This is a genomic window from Mycobacterium sp. shizuoka-1 (genome assembly GCF_002723835.1).
Classification (GTDB): domain Bacteria; phylum Actinomycetota; class Actinomycetes; order Mycobacteriales; family Mycobacteriaceae; genus Mycobacterium.
In genome coordinates this window covers 99,546-115,034 of the sequence record NZ_BEWG01000115.1, presented here as the reverse complement: position 1 = coordinate 115,034, position 15,489 = coordinate 99,546, and the positions used below count along the sequence as shown (strand labels likewise).

Below are 15,489 nucleotides of genomic sequence, written 5' to 3'. Positions count from 1 at the left end.
AGTAGCCTGGGCTGATGCCTGCTGACTCCGAAGCACTGACGGGCGCCCAGCGGGTGACCCGTACGGTGCTCGCGCTGATCGCCGTGATGGTGATGGTCGGCACCGGTGTGGCGTGGGGCAAGATCCGGTCCTTCGAGAACGGCATCTTCCACATGAGCACCGCGGCGCTCGGCGGCGGCGGTCAGGATGGCGCGATCGACATCCTGCTGGTGGGCATGGACAGCCGCACCGACGCGCACGGCAATCCGTTGTCGGAAGAGGAGCTCGCGGCCCTGCACGCGGGCGACGACGTGTCGACGAACACCGACACGATCATCCTGGTGCGCATCCCGAACAACGGGAAGTCCGCCACCGCGATCTCGATCCCCCGCGACTCCTATGTCAAAGCCCCCGGCCTGGGCAAGACCAAGATCAACGGGGTCTACGGCCAGGTGAAGCTGGAGAAGATGAAGGAGCTCGTCGAGCAGCAGGGTGTCGACCCTGCCGAGGCCGAGCCCAAGGCCGTCGAGGCCGGTCGTGAGGCGCTGATCACCACCGTGGCCGATCTCACCGGTGTCACGGTCGACCACTACGCCGAGATCGGTCTGCTGGGATTCTCGCTGATCACCGACGCACTCGGCGGAGTCGACGTGTGTTTGAAAGATGCTGTCTACGAACCTCTTTCCGGTGCCGACTTCCCGGCCGGCTGGCAGAAGCTCAACGGGCCGCAGGCCTTGAGCTTCGTCCGGCAGCGTCACGACCTGCCCCGTGGCGATCTCGACCGGGTGGTCCGTCAGCAGGTGGTCATGGCATCGCTTGCCCACCAGGTGATTTCCGGTAAGACCTTGACCAGCCCGTCGACCCTGAACCGGCTCCAGGACGCGATCCAGCGCTCGGTGGTGCTGTCCTCGGGCTGGGACATCATGGATTTCATCAAGCAGCTCGAGCACCTCGCGGGCGGCAATGTGGCGTTCGCGACCATCCCGGTTCTCGACGAGGCCGGCTGGAGCGACGACGGCATGCAGTCGGTGGTCCGGGTCGATCCCGTTCAGGTGCAGGAGTGGGTGGCCAGCCTGCTGCACGACCAGGCGGAGGGCAAGACGGAGAAGATCGCCTACTCCCCGGACCAGACGAAGGCCGACGTGATCAACGACACCGACATCAACGGTCTGGCCGGCGCAGTCTCGGAGGTGTTGAGCGCCAAGGGCTTCGGTTCCGGTGATGTCGGTAACAACGACAAGGACCACGTGGCCCGCAGCCAGGTACAGGCGGCCAAGGAAGACGATCTCGGCGCCCAGGCGGTCGCCAAGGAGCTCGGCGGACTGCCCGTGGTGGCCGACGGAGCCATTCCGGCGGGAACCGTGCGGGTGGTGTTGTCCAGCGACTACACCGGCCCCGGTTCCGGTCTGGAGGGCTCGCTGCCGACCTCGGCGACGGTCAGCCAGGCGGCCGGCCAGGCCGGTGACGGCACGGCTCCTCCGCCGTCGCCCATCATCACCGCGGGGTCGGACGACCCCAAGTGCGTCAACTGATGACCAATCTGACTGCAGCAGTGCTCGATCCACTGCTCAAGTCCGACCCGATGGGTCCGCGGATCACCTTCTACGACGACGCGACCGGGGAGCGCATCGAGTGCTCGACGGTGACGCTGGCCAACTGGGCGGCCAAGACCGCCAACCTGCTCCGCGACGAACTCGGCGCCGGACCGGGCAGCCGGGTGGCAGTGCTGTTGCCCGCACACTGGCAGACGGCGGCCGTCCTGCTCGGCGTGTGGTGGATCGGCGCCGAGGTCGTACTCTCCGGGGCCGCCGATCTCGCGCTGTGCACCGCCGAGCGGCTCGACGAGGCCGACGAGGCGGCGGCCGGCGGTGAGGTCGCCGTGCTGTCACTGGACCCGTTCGGCAAGCCGGTACCGGATCTCCCGGTCGGAGTGACCGACTACGCGACAGCGGTGCGCGTGCACGGCGATCAGTTCATCACCGAGACCGCGCCCGGACCCGCGCTGGAGGGCCGATCGGTCGACGAAGTGCTCTCGGCGGCATGGGATTCCGCCGAGAAGTCCGGTATCACCGCCGACGACCGGGTGATGTCGTCACTGCCGTGGTCGACGCCCGACGAGGTGGTGGCTCACCTGCTGGCGGTGTTCGTCGCCGGTGCGTCGCTGGTGCAGGTGGCCAATCCCGATCCTTCGGCGCTGGAGCGTCGGCGATCGACCGAGAAAGTCACCCGCGACCGATGACGGGCACGTCGGAGGCCGCGGTCCTGCGGGCCGAACGGCGCAGTCTGTACGCCTACATGGTCACCATGGTCGGCCTTGCGGTGCTCGGCTTCGCCATCTACGCCATCACCCGGGTGTCGGCCACCCAGCTCGACGGTGTCATCTCGCTCATCAACGCGGCAGCGGCGTTCATCGCGGCCCGGCTGGCGGTCACCGCGGCCAAGCCCGCCGATGTCGACAGCCCGTACGGCCGGCTGGCACTGGAGAATCTCTACGCACTGTTCCGTTCGCTGATGATCCTGGGCGTGGTCATCGTCGGGGTGGTGACGAACTCGATCAAGGTGATCGACTACCTGATCACTCGTAAGGGATCCGAGCCGGAATTCGGGCTCGCCGCCATCTACACCGCGGTGTGCGTGCTGATCTGCTTCGGGCTCAAGTGGAACCACGAACGCAACAATCGCTCGGTGGGCGGTGCATCCGCCCTGCTGAAGGTCGAGGCCACCGCGGCCAAGATGGAGGCCCTCATCAGCGGGGGCATCTGCGCCTCCCTGGTGGTCGTCGCCGTGCTGCCGGAGGGCACCGTTGTCACGTCGGCGACCTTCAACATCAAGGACATCGCCGACAGCATCATCGTGCTGATCCTGTGCGCGCTGCTGGTGGGCGAGCCCATCCGGCAGATCCGCCTCGAGTTCGGCCGACTGTCGGGACGGCGCGCCGATCCTGAACTCGACGCGGCCGTGCGCGCCGCGATCGCTGCCGTCGCCGAAGAACACGCCCACGAGCTCGACCACGAACTGACCCTGGTCGACGCGCTGGCGATCAGCCGAGGCAAGACCACCGAGGTGGATCTGCGGGTGTCCTACACCGGCACGATGTCTGTCGACGAGCAGGACGAACTGCGCGCGCGGACGTTCACCGAACTGCGGAATCGGATCGGCCCACTACGGCTCACGCTGGTGTTCAGCGCGTTGCCCATCCATGCCACGCCCTGAGGCAGCACTAGGCTGCCGTGGGTGCACCGAGCCCCACTGAATCTCAGCGCGATCCGAGACCACGTCCCCGGGCGCATCGACGTGGTCGACGAGACCGGTTCCACCAATGCCGACTTGCTGGCCCGGCATGCCGCCGGTGAGGACATCCGCGGCGCGGTGCTGCTCGCCGAACACCAGAGCGCAGGCCGCGGCCGCAACGGCCGCAGCTGGTCGGCGCCACCGCGCTCACAGATCGCGCTGTCGGTCGGCGTGGCCGCCGACGGAGTCCCAGCCGAGGCGTGGGGCTGGCTGCCGCTGCTCACCGGCGTGGCACTGGTCGACGCCGTCCGAACCAGTACCGGCGTCGAGGCCGGCGTGAAGTGGCCCAACGATGTGCTGGTGGGCAGCGGCAAGCTCGCCGGCATCCTGGCCGAGGTGGCCGCCCCCGATCCGATCATCGTGGTGGGCCTCGGCCTCAACGTGACGTTGACTGCGGCGGAGGCACCCGACCCCCGGGCCACCTCACTGCAGATGCTGGGGGCGCAGATGCTGGACCGCGACGTCCTGATCGCAGCGATCCTGCGCGAGCTGACCGCGCGCATCCAGGCGTGGCAGGCGGCGCACGGTCCCGACCCGGCCCTGGTCGCCGACTACCGCAGCCGCAGCCTCACTCTGGGTAGCCAGGTGCGGGCCATCCTGCCCGGCGATCGCGAGATCACCGGTGTTGCAAGCGATATCGACGCCCTGGGCCGGCTGAGTATCGACACCGGCACCGAGGTCGTCACGGTGTCGGCCGGCGACATCACCCACCTGCGACCGGCCGAGCAACCCGACTAGCGCAGCAGCGCGCGGGACATCACAACCCGCTGAATCTGGTTGGTGCCCTCGTAGATCTGGGTGATCTTGGCGTCGCGCATCATGCGCTCGACCGGGAAGTCCACGGTGTAGCCGGCGCCGCCGAACAACTGCACGGCGTCGGTGGTCACCTCCATCGCGACGTCGGAGGCGAAGCACTTCGACGCGGCCGAGATGAACCCGAGGTCGTGCTCACCGCGCTCGGCGCGGGCCGCGGCCGAGTACACCATCAGCCGGGCGGCTTCGACCTTCATCGCCATGTCGGCGAGCATGAACTGCACACCCTGGAAGCTGCTGATCGACGAGCCGAACTGCTTGCGGTCCTTGGTGTAGGCGATCGCCGCGTCCAGCGCGCCCTGCGCGATGCCGACGGCTTGGGCGCCGATCGTCGGGCGGGTGTGGTCGAGGGTGGCCAGCGCCGTTTTGAACCCGGTACCCGGGTCGCCGACCATCCGGTCGCCCGGGATGCGGCAGTTCTCGAAGTACAGCTCGGTGGTCGGCGAGCCCTTGATCCCCAGCTTGCGTTCCTTGGGCCCGATGGTGAAGCCCTCGTCGTCGATGTGGACCATGAACGCCGAGATGCCGTTGGCGCCCTTGTCGGGATCGGTCACCGCCATCACCGTGTACCAGGATGACTTGCCGCCGTTGGTGATCCACGCCTTGGCTCCGTTGAGGATCCAGTCGTCGCCATCGGCCTTGGCGCGGGTACGCATCGACGCCGCGTCGCTGCCGGCCTCTCGCTCGGACAGCGCATACGACGCCATCGCCTCACCGGAGGCGATCGACGGCAGCACCTTGCTCTTCAGCTCGTCGGATCCGCGCAGGATCAAACCCATGGTGCCGAGCTTGTTGACCGCCGGGATCAGCGACGCCGACGCGTCGACCCGGGCGACCTCCTCGATGACGATGCATGCGGCCACCGAGTCGGCACCCTGCCCGCCGTACTCCTCGGGCACGTGCACCGCGTTGAATCCCGACGCGTTCAGCGCATCCAACGCCTCCTGCGGGAACCGCGAGTTCTCGTCGCAGTCCGCCGCGTACGGCGCGATCTCTTTTTCGGCCAACGCCCGAATCGCCGCCCGCAACTCGTCGTGCTCCTCGGGCAACTTGAACACGTCGAAATCCGGATTTCCCGCCATCACAGCCTCCTTGCTACTCGCGGGTCACTTTACCCGGGTCTTCACTCACCGAGTAATCGCTCACGCAGCGCCCGGTCCTTCTCCAAGACCAGCGCTTCCAGGTCGTCCTGAAACTTGGCCATCCGCTTGCGCAGCACGACATCCGACGCGGCCAGGATGCGAACCGCCAGCAGTCCGGCGTTGCGCGCACCGCCGATCGACACCGTGGCCACCGGCACCCCGGCGGGCATCTGGACGATCGACAGCAAGGAATCGAGCCCGTCGAGCCTGGCCAACGGCACCGGCACCCCGATCACCGGCAGCGGGGTGGCCGAGGCCACCATCCCAGGCAGGTGGGCGGCGCCGCCGGCCCCGGCGATGATCACCTTGATGTCGCGCGCCGCGGCGCCGCGGGCGTAGTCCAGCATCCGGCCCGGCGTGCGGTGCGCCGACACGACTCCGACCTCGAAGGGCACCTCGAATTCCGCCAGCGCCTCGGCGGCGGCCTCCATCACCGGCCAGTCGCTGTCGGAGCCCATGATCAAGCCGACCACCGGTTTGTCAGTCATTGGCGCTGTGCCCGTCCCATCCGTCCGTCCACTCTGCGTGCGACAACCAGTGTGCAGCCCGCTCGGCGCGTTCCCGCACCCGGTTCACGTCGCGTTCCCCACACCCGACGATGTTGACGTGGCCCACCTTGCGACCCGGCCGCTCGGTCTTGCCGTAGAGGTGGACCTTGGCGTCCGGAATCCGTCCGAACAGGTGATGCAGCCGTTCGTCGAGGCTCATCTGCGGGGCCTGCGGGGCGCCGAGCACGTTGGCCATCACGGTCACCGGCGCGACGGGCCGGGTGTCGCCGAGCGGGTAGTCCAGCACGGCCCGAAGGTGCTGCTCGAACTGGCTGGTCACCGCCCCGTCCATGGTCCAGTGGCCCGAGTTGTGCGGGCGCATGGCCAACTCGTTGACCAGCAGTGCGCCGTCGACGGTCTCGAACAGTTCGACCGCGAGCACACCGACCACGCCCAGCTCCGCGGCCAGCCGTAGACCGAGCTGTTCGGCCGCCCCGGCCAGCTCCTCGGACAGCCCCGGCGCCGGGGCGATCACCGTCACGCAGATGCCGTCGCGCTGCACCGTCTCCACGATCGGCCAGGCGGCGCCCTGGCCGAACGGCGACCGGGCGACCAGCGCCGAGAGCTCGCGACGCATCGCCACCCGCTCCTCGAGCAGCACCGGCACGCCCTCGGCCAGGTAGCCGGCGACCACCTCGCGGGCCTGCGCCAGATCGTCGGCCAGCACCACGCCGCGGCCGTCGTACCCGCCGCGAACGGTCTTGATGACCAGCGGGCCACCGATCTCGGCGGCGAATGCGTCCACGTCCTCGACGCCGGCGACCGCGGTGAACCGCGGGATCGGTGCGCCCAGCGCGGCCAGCTTGCGCCGCATCACCAGCTTGTCCTGGGCATGCACGAGTGCCTCGGGCGGTGGCGCGACCGTGACGCCCTCGGCGACCAGCGTGTCGAGCATCTCGGTCGGCACATGCTCGTGGTCGAACGTCAGCACGGCGGCCCCCTCGGCCGCCCGGCGCAGCGCGTCGAGGTCGGTGTGCTCGCCGATCACCACGTCCGGGGCCACCTGGGCGGCCGGATCGTCGGCGCTGACGGACAGCACCCGCAGGCTCTGGCCCAGCGCGATCGCCGCCTGGTGGGTCATCCTGGCCAACTGGCCGCCGCCGACCATGGCGACGGTGGGGGGTGTGGGGCGCTTTGACACGGCCATCATGGTGTCAGACCTGCGCGAGTACGCACACCTACGGTGACTTCCGTAGACTTGCTCCTTGTGTCTTTCGCAGATGCCACGATCGCTCGGCTGCCCCGACCGATCCGGCCCTTCGCCGAGCGGCATCACGAGCTCATCAAGTTCGCGATCGTCGGTGCGACGACGTTCATCATCGACTCGGCGATCTTCTACACCCTGAAGCTGACCATCCTCGAGCCCAAGCCGGTCACCGCCAAGGTGATCGCAGGCATCGTCGCGGTGATCGCCTCCTATGTGCTGAACCGGGAATGGAGCTTCCGCAACCGCGGAGGCCGCGAACGTCACCATGAGGCGCTGCTGTTCTTCGCGGTCAGCGGCGTCGGCGTGCTGTTGAGCATGGCGCCGCTGTGGTTCTCCAGCTACGTCCTGGAGCTGCGCGTGCCGCACGTCACGCTGACCGTCGAGAACATCGCCGACTTCATCTCGGCCTACGTGCTGGGCAACCTGCTGCAGATGGCATTCCGGTTCTGGGCGTTCCGCCGCTGGGTGTTCCCCGACGAGTTCGGCCCGAGCCACGACAAGGGGCTGGAGTCCGCGCTCACCGGCGGCGGTTTCGCCGAGGCGCTCGAGGACGAGTACGAGGCCGGCGGCACCGTGACACCGCTGCGGCGCCGTCGGTCCCAGCGTCAGCTGGGCGATTCTTCGGCGCCCAGGGTGTCGAAGACTTCGTGATACAGCAGTGAGTGCACCCGCTCCACGCGGGGAATGTCGTGGAATTCCAGGGGGTCCTGGCTCGCCGATTCGATGATCAGCGTGCCGGTGCGCAGCATCCGGTCGAGCAGTCCGTGCCGAAACTCCACGCTGTTGATCCGCGCCAGCGGGATGTCGATGCCCGAGCGGGTCAGCAGCCCGTGGCGGAACATCACCCGACGGTCGGTGATCACGAAATGCGTTGTGAGCCAATTGAAGAACTTCCACAGCGTCAGCCAGCCCACCAGGATCAGCCAGATCGCGGCGATGACGCCGAAGAGCACCTTCTTGGCGGTCGGATCCCAGCTGGTGTTGTTGACCAGCGCCGCCACGAAGGATGCCGCCACGGTCGCGATCAGCAGCACCAGAACCGGGCCGACCAGGCGCTTCCAGTGCGGGTGGCGGTGCAACACGACCTGCTCGCCCGCGGCCAGCACGTTCTCGGGATATCCCATGGTCATCTCCTACGCCACCGGACACGCGAAGGCAAGACACGTGGTGCCCTTAGCGCCTCCTTAAGGTTGCCGATACCATCGTCACCCATGACGAGCGTTAAGGAACCGGCAGCCGAGCACACGATCGACATCCACACGACCGCAGGCAAGCTGGCCGACCTGCGCCAGCGTGCCGAGGAATCGCTGCACCCGGTCGGCGAGACCGCCGTGGAGAAGGTCCACGCCAAGGGCAAGCTCACCGCTCGCGAACGCATCCTGGCGCTGCTCGACGAGGGCTCGTTCGTCGAGCTCGACGCGCTGGCCCGGCACCGCTCCACCAACTTCGGCCTGGAGAAGAACCGCCCGGTCGGCGACGGCGTGGTGACCGGCTACGGCACCATCGACGGCCGCGAGGTCTGCATCTTCAGCCAGGACGCCACCGTGTTCGGCGGCAGTCTCGGCGAGGTCTACGGCGAGAAGATCGTCAAGGTCCAGGAACTGGCCCTCAAGACCGGCCGGCCGCTGATCGGCATCAACGACGGTGCCGGTGCCCGCATCCAGGAGGGTGTGGTCTCGCTGGGCCTCTACAGCCGGATCTTCCACAACAACATCAAGGCGTCCGGCGTGATCCCGCAGATCTCGCTGATCATGGGCGCGGCCGCCGGCGGCCACGTGTACTCCCCTGCGTTGACCGACTTCGTGATCATGGTCGACCAGACCAGCCAGATGTTCATCACCGGTCCCGACGTCATCAAGACCGTCACCGGTGAAGACGTGACCATGGAAGAACTGGGCGGCGCCCACACCCACATGGCCAAGTCGGGCACCGTGCACTACGTCGCCTCCGGCGAACAGGACGCCCTGGACTACGTCCGCGACCTGCTGAGCTATCTGCCGCCGAACAACTACGCCGAGCCGCCGCGCTACCCGGCGCCGCCGCACCCGGGCGCGATCGAGGAGAACCTCACCGACGAGGACCTCGAGCTGGACACGCTGATCCCGGATTCGCCGAACCAGCCGTACGACATGCACGAGGTGATCACCCGCATCCTCGACGACGACGAGTTCCTCGAGGTCCAGGCCGGTTACGCGCAGAACATCATCGTCGGCTTCGGGAGGGTGGACGGTCGCCCCGTAGGCATCGTCGCCAACCAGCCCACCCAGTTCGCCGGCTGCCTGGACATAAACGCCTCGGAGAAGGCCGCCCGCTTCGTCCGGACCTGCGATTGCTTCAACATCCCGATCGTGATGCTGGTCGACGTGCCGGGCTTCCTGCCCGGTACCGAGCAGGAGTACAACGGCATCATTCGGCGCGGCGCCAAGCTGCTGTACGCCTACGGCGAGGCCACGGTCGCCAAGATCACCGTGATCACCCGCAAGGCCTACGGCGGCGCGTACTGCGTCATGGGCTCCAAGGACATGGGCTGCGACGTCAACGTGGCTTGGCCGACCGCGCAGATTGCGGTCATGGGTGCGTCGGGCGCGGTCGGCTTCGTGTACCGCTCACAGCTCAAGGAGGCGGCCGCCGAGGGTAAGGACGTCGATGCCCTGCGTCTGGAACTGCAGCAGGACTACGAGGACACGCTGGTGAACCCGTACATCGCCGCCGAGCGGGGCTACGTGGACGCGGTGATCCCGCCGTCGCACACCCGCGGCTACATCTCCACGGCGCTGCGACTGCTGGAACGCAAGATCGCCCAGGTTCCGCCGAAGAAGCATGGGAACATCCCGCTGTGAGTCGAGAGAGCGCAGCGAACGAGACGAACGGTTGGGGCGGCGTGAGTCGAGAGAGCGCAGCGAACGAGACGAACGGTTGGGGCGGCGTGAGTCGATACAGCGCAGCGAACGAGCGAACGATCGGACCACTGTGACGAAGCACGAAGACATCACCGAGGTCAGCGACCCTCGGGACATGACGCTGGACAACCCGCAAGCGCAGGCTCCCGAGATCCGCATCGAGCGGGGCAACCCGTCCGACGAGGACATCGCGGCCCTGGTCACCGTGCTGGCCGCGGCCAGCGGCGGCAACCCGGGACCGGGCGCCCAGGAGCTCAACATGTGGGGTCATCCGGTCGACAAGTTGCGTTATTCGATCCACAGCTGGCATCGGGTGACGCTGCTGGAGCGGACGCACATGCGTCGCTGATGACGCGCATCGTCCTCGGCTCGGCATCGACCGGCCGGCTCAAAGTGCTGCGCAGCGCCGGTATCGACCCGTTGGTTGTGGTCTCCGGCGTCGACGAGGACGCGATCCTGGCGAACCTCGGCACCGAGGCGCAACCCGGCAACGTCGTCACCGCTTTGGCCGCGGCCAAGGCCCACGCCGTGGCGCAGGTCCTCGACCACGCGGTCGCCGCGGATTGTGTTGTGATCGGCTGCGATTCGATGCTGTACCTCGACGGTCGGCCGTGCGGGAAACCGGGGACAGCCGAACAGGCGGCGCAGCAATGGGATTCGATGGCGGGTCGCGACGGCCTGCTCTACACCGGACACTGTCTGATCCGGGTGCGCCACGGCGGGGCGGTGCGGACCGCGACCGAGGCGGTCGTCACCCGGGTGCGGTTCGGCACCCCCAGCCCCGCCGACCTGGCGGCCTACCTGGCCAGCGGTGAGCCGTTGCAGGTCGCCGGCGCCTTCACCCTGGACGGGCTGGGCGGCTGGTTCGTCGACGGCGTGGACGGCGACCCGTCCAACGTGGTGGGCCTGGGCCTGTCGGTGACGCATCGGCTGCTCGGCGACCTCGGGCTGGCGATCGGTGATCTCTGGGCGGCCAATCCGGTCCGCTGATCGGCGGTAGGCTCATCGTCGTGCCACTTCCCGCAGATCCCAGCCCCGTCCTCAAGGACTACGCCCACCCGGAACGCCTGGTCACCGCGGACTGGCTGTCTGCGCACCTGGGTACCCCCGGCCTGGCCATCGTGGAGTCCGACGAAGACGTGTTGCTCTACGACATCGGCCACATCCCGGGTGCGGTCAAGATCGACTGGCACACCGACCTCAACGATCCCCAGGTGCGCGACTACATCAGCGGCGCGCAGTTCGCCGAGCTGATGAACCGCAAAGGCATCTCCCGGGACGACACCGTCGTCATCTACGGCGACAAGAGCAACTGGTGGGCCGCCTACGCGTTGTGGGTGTTCACCCTGTTCGGCCACCAGGATGTCCGGCTGCTCAACGGCGGCCGGGACCTGTGGATCTCCGACGGCCGGGACACCACGCTCGACGTTCCGAGCAAGACCGGCTCCGGCTATCCGGTGGTCGAGCGCAACGACGCCGCCATCCGGGCATACAAGGACGATGTGCTTGCCTCCCTTGGCCATTCGACATTGATCGATGTGCGATCGCCTCAGGAGTACACCGGCGAGCGCACCCACATGCCCGACTATCCGGAGGAGGGTGCGCTGCGCGGCGGGCACATCCCCACCGCGGTGTCGGTGCCGTGGGCCAAGGCGGCCGACGACAGCGGCCGCTTCCGCAACCGGGCCGACCTCGAGGAGGTCTACTCGTTCGTCGAGCCCGGTGACGACATCATCGCCTACTGCCGTATCGGCGAGCGGTCCAGCCACACCTGGTTCGTGCTGACCTATCTGCTGGGCATTCCCGGCGTCCGCAACTACGACGGCTCGTGGACGGAATGGGGCAACACCGTACGCGTCCCGATCGTCGCCGGCACTGAACCAGGATCTGTACCGGGATCGGCATGAGCATGACCATGCCCGCGCCACTCGCGGAGGTGGTGTCCGACTTCGGCGACGTGGCCGGCCAGGACAAGCTCAAGCTGTTGCTGGAGTTCGCCGACGAGCTGCCCGCGCTGCCTGCCGATCTCGAAGAGGCGGCGATGGAACCGGTGCCGGAATGCCAGTCGCCGCTTTTTCTGCACGTCGACGCCTCCGACACCGACCATGTGCGGCTGTTCTTCAGCGCGCCCGCCGAGGCGCCGACCACGCGCGGCTTCGCGTCGATTCTGGCGGCCGGGCTGGACGGGCAGTCCAAGGACGACATTCTGGCCGTGCCCGACGACTTCTACTCGGAGCTGGGGCTGGCGGCGCTGATCAGTCCCCTTCGCCTGCGCGGAATGTCGGCGATGCTGGCCCGGATCAAGCGCCGGCTACGGGAAAGAAGCTGAACTTACTCATTAGTAGGGGTACCAGCTGGTTCGTGTCTAAGCAGCGGCGCTTACACTGCCGTGCGAACCTATTTTTAAAGAACGTTCTTAGAGTCACGCAAAGCAGGAGGCGCGGTGCCCAGTCAGACCATCTCCAAAGTCCTCGTCGCCAACCGTGGTGAAATCGCGGTCCGGGTGATCCGAGCGGCAAGGGATGCCGGACTGGCCAGCGTGGCGGTCTACGCCGAGCCTGACGCCGACGCTCCGCACGTGCGGCTCGCCGACGAGGCGTTCGCGCTGGGCGGGCAGACCTCGGCGGAGTCGTATCTGGACTTCGGCAAGATCCTCGACGCCGCGGCCAAGTCCGGCGCCAACGCCATTCACCCGGGCTACGGCTTCCTGAGTGAGAACGCAGACTTCGCGCAGGCCGTTCTGGATGCCGGGCTGATCTGGATCGGGCCGAGCCCGCAGTCCATTCGCGACCTCGGTGACAAGGTCACCGCCCGCCACATCGCCGCGCGCGCGCAGGCACCGCTGGTGCCCGGCACCCCCGACCCGGTCAAGGACGCCGACGAGGTGGTGGCCTTCGCCAAGGAGTACGGCGTGCCGGTGGCGATCAAGGCAGCGTTCGGTGGCGGCGGACGCGGCATGAAGGTGGCCCGCACCATCGAGGAGATCCCCGAGCTGTTCGAGTCGGCCACCCGCGAGGCGGTCGCCGCGTTCGGCCGCGGCGAGTGCTTCGTCGAGCGCTACCTGGACAAGCCGCGCCACGTCGAGGCGCAGGTGATCGCCGATCAGCACGGCAACGTGGTGGTCGCGGGCACCCGTGACTGCTCGCTGCAGCGCCGCTTCCAGAAGCTGGTCGAGGAGGCCCCCGCGCCGTTCCTGACCGACGCCCAGCGCAAGGAGATCCACGAGTCGGCCAAGCGGATCTGCAAGGAGGCGCACTACTACGGCGCCGGCACCGTCGAGTACCTGGTCGGCCAGGACGGCCTGATCTCGTTCCTCGAGGTGAACACCCGCCTGCAGGTGGAGCATCCGGTCACCGAGGAGACCTCCGGCATCGACCTGGTTCGCGAGCAGTTCCGCATCGCCAACGGCGAGAAGCTGGACATCACCGAGGATCCCGCGCCGCGCGGGCATTCCATCGAGTTCCGCATCAACGGCGAGGACGCCGGCCGCGGCTTCCTGCCCGCGCCCGGGCCGGTGAACAAGTTCGAACCGCCGACGGGTCCCGGCGTGCGGCTGGATTCCGGCGTGGAGAGCGGTTCGGTGATCGGCGGGCAGTTCGACTCGATGCTGGCCAAGCTGATCGTCACGGGCGCCACCCGCACCGAAGCTCTGCAGCGGGCTCGGCGGGCTCTGGACGAGTTCACCGTCGAGGGTCTGGCCACCGTCATCCCGTTCCATCGCGCGGTGGTCAGCGACCCGGCCTTCATCGGTGACGACGACGGTTTCACGGTGCACACCCGCTGGATCGAGACCGAGTGGAACAACACCATCGAGCCGTTCACCGGTGGTGGCCCCGTCGACGAAGAAGAGTCTCAGCCGCGGCAGAAGGTGGTCGTCGAGGTCGGTGGCCGCCGGGTCGAGGTGTCGCTGCCCGGCGACCTGGCCTTGGGCAATGGTTCGGGCCCGGCCGAGTCCGGCGCGATCCGCAAGAAGCCGAAGGCGCGCAAGCGCGGCGCCCACGCCGGCGCCGCCGCCTCGGGTGACGCGGTGACGGCGCCGATGCAGGGCACCGTGGTCAAGGTCGCCGTCGAAGAGGGTCAGACCGTGGCGACCGGCGATCTCGTGGTGGTGCTGGAGGCCATGAAGATGGAGAACCCGGTGACCGCCCACAAGGACGGTGTCATCACGGGGCTGGCTGTCGAGGCCGGTGCCGCCATCACGCAGGGCACGGTGCTGGCGGAGATCAAGTAAGCCGACGGCGCCCGCCGCACGATCGTCACGCGATCGGCCATGATGGATGGCGTGAGTGACGACGTGCGGATCGGCACTGCCGAACGTGAGCGGGCGATGGATTTGCTCAGCAGGCAGTTCGCCGAGGGTCGGCTGAATCCCGACGAGTTCTCCGAGCGCAGCGCGGCCGTCGCGGCCGCGGTGACCCGCGCCGACCTCGACCCGGTGTTCGCCGATCTGCCGGTCAAACCTCCGCAGAACGCCACCGGCTGGGACATCGAACGCACGCGGGATTGGCGAGCGATCGTGATGGCGCTGGTCCCGCTGGTGGCACTGGGTTTCACCATCCTGGTGCCGCACGGGTGGCTGGCCTGGCTGGCGCTGCCGGTACTGGGCATCGTCTTGTACGGCCGGCGCTGACATGGATCCGGTCGAAATCAACGCCGGCACTTGGTATCTGCGCGCCCTGCGGGCCGATGACCGGATCGACGACCGCCCGGCCTTGGCCGACCTCGGTGAGACCGATCCGGAGTATGTGAGCATCCGGTCGGCGCAGTGGGCAGCCGAGACGGGCTACTCCTGGGCGGTCTGCGAGCCGACGACCGGGGAACTGCTGGCGGAGGTGACCATCGACCCGACGGCGGCGACGTTGGCCACGCGGGCCAGGCCGGGCCACGACGACGCCGCTGTCGTGGCGGCCACCGCGGTGCGTCGCTTCGCCGCGGCGGCGCTCAATCTGACGGTGTAGGCGTATCGATGTCGCGCCCACCGGCCAGGTCGGCGCAATCGACGGACACCACGTCGGGACGGGCGGCCAGGAAACGGCGGGCGCCCTCGTCGCCGCGCAGGGTCTCGAGCAGGGCCGGCCAATGCCGGCGGGCCACGACGACCGGATGGCCCGGCCGGCCGGCGTAGCCGGCCCGGGCGATCCCGGACGGCGAGGAGCGTGCCGCCCGCAGCACCCGATCGACCACGGCGGCACCGATGTCGGGGGTGTCGACGGTGAGCACGACGACGTAATCGGCGTCGCCGGCCGCCGCCAGACCGGTGCGCAGTGAGGCACTCATCCCCTGTTGCCAGTCCTCGGCGATCACCGCGCGGGCCGGGGCCGGGACGTCGACCACCGCCGCGCCGAGCACCACCACCACGTCGTCGCAGCCACCACCGGACAACGCCGCCACCGCCGAAGCCAACCACTGCCCTTGCGCGGCAAGGGCTTTGGGCATTCCGTAGCGGGTTCCAGCACCCGCGGCCAGCAGCACGCCGGCACTGTGGTCGCGGGTAGCCATACCCACAGTGTGCCGGGCGCAGCCGCGAGTCTTCTGAAGATGATGAGAACCGCCGCAACAGTTGCGCCGGGGCCGCGCAGGTGGCGTAGTGTTCAGGTCAGGTTGAGTTC

18 protein-coding genes are annotated in these 15,489 nt (G+C 68.3%); 13 read left to right on the top strand and 5 right to left on the bottom strand.

From position 1 onward, the window contains the following. The first annotated feature begins 35 nt into the window (after positions 1-35). From MSZK_RS29145 to MSZK_RS29130, 4 genes are read left to right on the top strand one after another with little or no spacing between them, the layout of a single operon-like run. Complete coding sequence (locus tag MSZK_RS29145; protein WP_099252066.1) at positions 36-1,511, top strand: LCP family protein; 1,476 nt, start codon at positions 36-38, stop codon at positions 1,509-1,511. Continuing rightward, positions 1,511-2,218: a TIGR03089 family protein gene (locus tag MSZK_RS29140; RefSeq protein WP_099252001.1), complete on the top strand. Its 708-nt coding sequence runs from the start codon at positions 1,511-1,513 to the stop codon at positions 2,216-2,218. The genes MSZK_RS29145 and MSZK_RS29140 overlap by 1 nt, the downstream gene beginning before the upstream one ends. Next, positions 2,215-3,192 carry a cation transporter gene (locus MSZK_RS29135; protein ID WP_099252000.1) on the top strand — a complete coding sequence of 326 codons (978 nt, stop codon included), beginning with the start codon at positions 2,215-2,217 and terminating at the stop codon, positions 3,190-3,192. The genes MSZK_RS29140 and MSZK_RS29135 overlap by 4 nt, the downstream gene beginning before the upstream one ends. A 21-nt stretch (positions 3,193-3,213) precedes the next feature. Beyond that, a complete protein-coding gene (locus MSZK_RS29130) occupies positions 3,214-4,008 on the top strand; it encodes a biotin--[acetyl-CoA-carboxylase] ligase (RefSeq protein WP_371411412.1) in 795 nt (264 codons plus the stop codon). On the opposite strand, the gene MSZK_RS29125 is transcribed toward MSZK_RS29130, so the two are convergent. The 3 genes from MSZK_RS29125 to MSZK_RS29115 are packed head-to-tail and all read right to left on the bottom strand — an operon-like array spanning position 4,005 to position 6,923. Further along, on the bottom strand, positions 4,005-5,165 hold the full coding sequence (locus MSZK_RS29125) for an acyl-CoA dehydrogenase (protein WP_099251998.1): 1,161 nt from the start codon (positions 5,163-5,165) through the stop codon (positions 4,005-4,007). The genes MSZK_RS29130 and MSZK_RS29125 overlap by 4 nt on opposite strands. A 41-nt stretch (positions 5,166-5,206) precedes the next feature. After that, positions 5,207-5,713 (bottom strand): 5-(carboxyamino)imidazole ribonucleotide mutase, encoded by a 507-nt coding sequence (purE, locus tag MSZK_RS29120; RefSeq protein ID WP_099251997.1) that lies wholly within the window; start codon positions 5,711-5,713, stop codon positions 5,207-5,209. Next, complete coding sequence (locus tag MSZK_RS29115; protein ID WP_099251996.1) at positions 5,706-6,923, bottom strand: 5-(carboxyamino)imidazole ribonucleotide synthase; 1,218 nt, start codon at positions 6,921-6,923, stop codon at positions 5,706-5,708. The genes purE and MSZK_RS29115 overlap by 8 nt, the downstream gene beginning before the upstream one ends. A gap of 57 nt (positions 6,924-6,980) precedes the next feature. Here MSZK_RS29115 and MSZK_RS29110 point away from each other — a divergent pair, with 57 nt between their 5' ends. Then, entirely contained in the window at positions 6,981-7,631 is a 651-nt protein-coding gene (locus MSZK_RS29110) for a GtrA family protein (RefSeq protein ID WP_099251995.1), read from the top strand. Here the strand turns inward: MSZK_RS29110 and MSZK_RS29105 are convergent. Continuing rightward, positions 7,586-8,104: a PH domain-containing protein gene (locus MSZK_RS29105; protein WP_099252064.1), complete on the bottom strand. Its 519-nt coding sequence runs from the start codon at positions 8,102-8,104 to the stop codon at positions 7,586-7,588. The genes MSZK_RS29110 and MSZK_RS29105 overlap by 46 nt on opposite strands. A gap of 87 nt (positions 8,105-8,191) precedes the next feature. On the opposite strand from MSZK_RS29105, the gene MSZK_RS29100 reads away from it, so the two are divergent. The 8 genes from MSZK_RS29100 to MSZK_RS29065 all read left to right on the top strand — a co-directional run bounded on the left by MSZK_RS29100 (position 8,192) and on the right by MSZK_RS29065 (position 14,838). Then, entirely contained in the window at positions 8,192-9,820 is a 1,629-nt protein-coding gene (locus tag MSZK_RS29100) for an acyl-CoA carboxylase subunit beta (protein WP_099251994.1), read from the top strand. Positions 9,821-9,950: 130 nt separating this feature from the next. Continuing rightward, on the top strand, positions 9,951-10,229 hold the full coding sequence (locus MSZK_RS29095; protein WP_233211576.1) for an acyl-CoA carboxylase epsilon subunit: 279 nt from the start codon (positions 9,951-9,953) through the stop codon (positions 10,227-10,229). Further along, entirely contained in the window at positions 10,226-10,870 is a 645-nt protein-coding gene (locus MSZK_RS29090) for a nucleoside triphosphate pyrophosphatase (RefSeq protein ID WP_199203538.1), read from the top strand. The genes MSZK_RS29095 and MSZK_RS29090 overlap by 4 nt, the downstream gene beginning before the upstream one ends. A gap of 20 nt (positions 10,871-10,890) precedes the next feature. After that, positions 10,891-11,787: a sulfurtransferase gene (locus MSZK_RS29085; RefSeq protein WP_099251992.1), complete on the top strand. Its 897-nt coding sequence runs from the start codon at positions 10,891-10,893 to the stop codon at positions 11,785-11,787. A gap of 2 nt (positions 11,788-11,789) precedes the next feature. After that, positions 11,790-12,209 carry a SufE family protein gene (locus MSZK_RS29080; protein ID WP_099251991.1) on the top strand — a complete coding sequence of 140 codons (420 nt, stop codon included), beginning with the start codon at positions 11,790-11,792 and terminating at the stop codon, positions 12,207-12,209. Between the two features lie 114 nt (positions 12,210-12,323). Continuing rightward, positions 12,324-14,111, top strand: coding sequence for an acetyl/propionyl/methylcrotonyl-CoA carboxylase subunit alpha (locus tag MSZK_RS29075; RefSeq protein ID WP_099251990.1), 1,788 nt, complete (start codon positions 12,324-12,326; stop codon positions 14,109-14,111). A 51-nt stretch (positions 14,112-14,162) separates the two neighbouring features. Further along, entirely contained in the window at positions 14,163-14,510 is a 348-nt protein-coding gene (locus MSZK_RS29070) for a DUF1707 domain-containing protein (RefSeq protein WP_199203531.1), read from the top strand. A gap of 1 nt (position 14,511) precedes the next feature. Then, positions 14,512-14,838 (top strand): hypothetical protein, encoded by a 327-nt coding sequence (locus MSZK_RS29065; protein WP_099251988.1) that lies wholly within the window; start codon positions 14,512-14,514, stop codon positions 14,836-14,838. Here the strand turns inward: MSZK_RS29065 and MSZK_RS29060 are convergent. Beyond that, positions 14,822-15,379, bottom strand: coding sequence for an NTP transferase domain-containing protein (locus MSZK_RS29060; protein WP_099251987.1), 558 nt, complete (start codon positions 15,377-15,379; stop codon positions 14,822-14,824). The genes MSZK_RS29065 and MSZK_RS29060 overlap by 17 nt on opposite strands. Between the last annotated feature and the right edge of the window lie 110 nt (positions 15,380-15,489).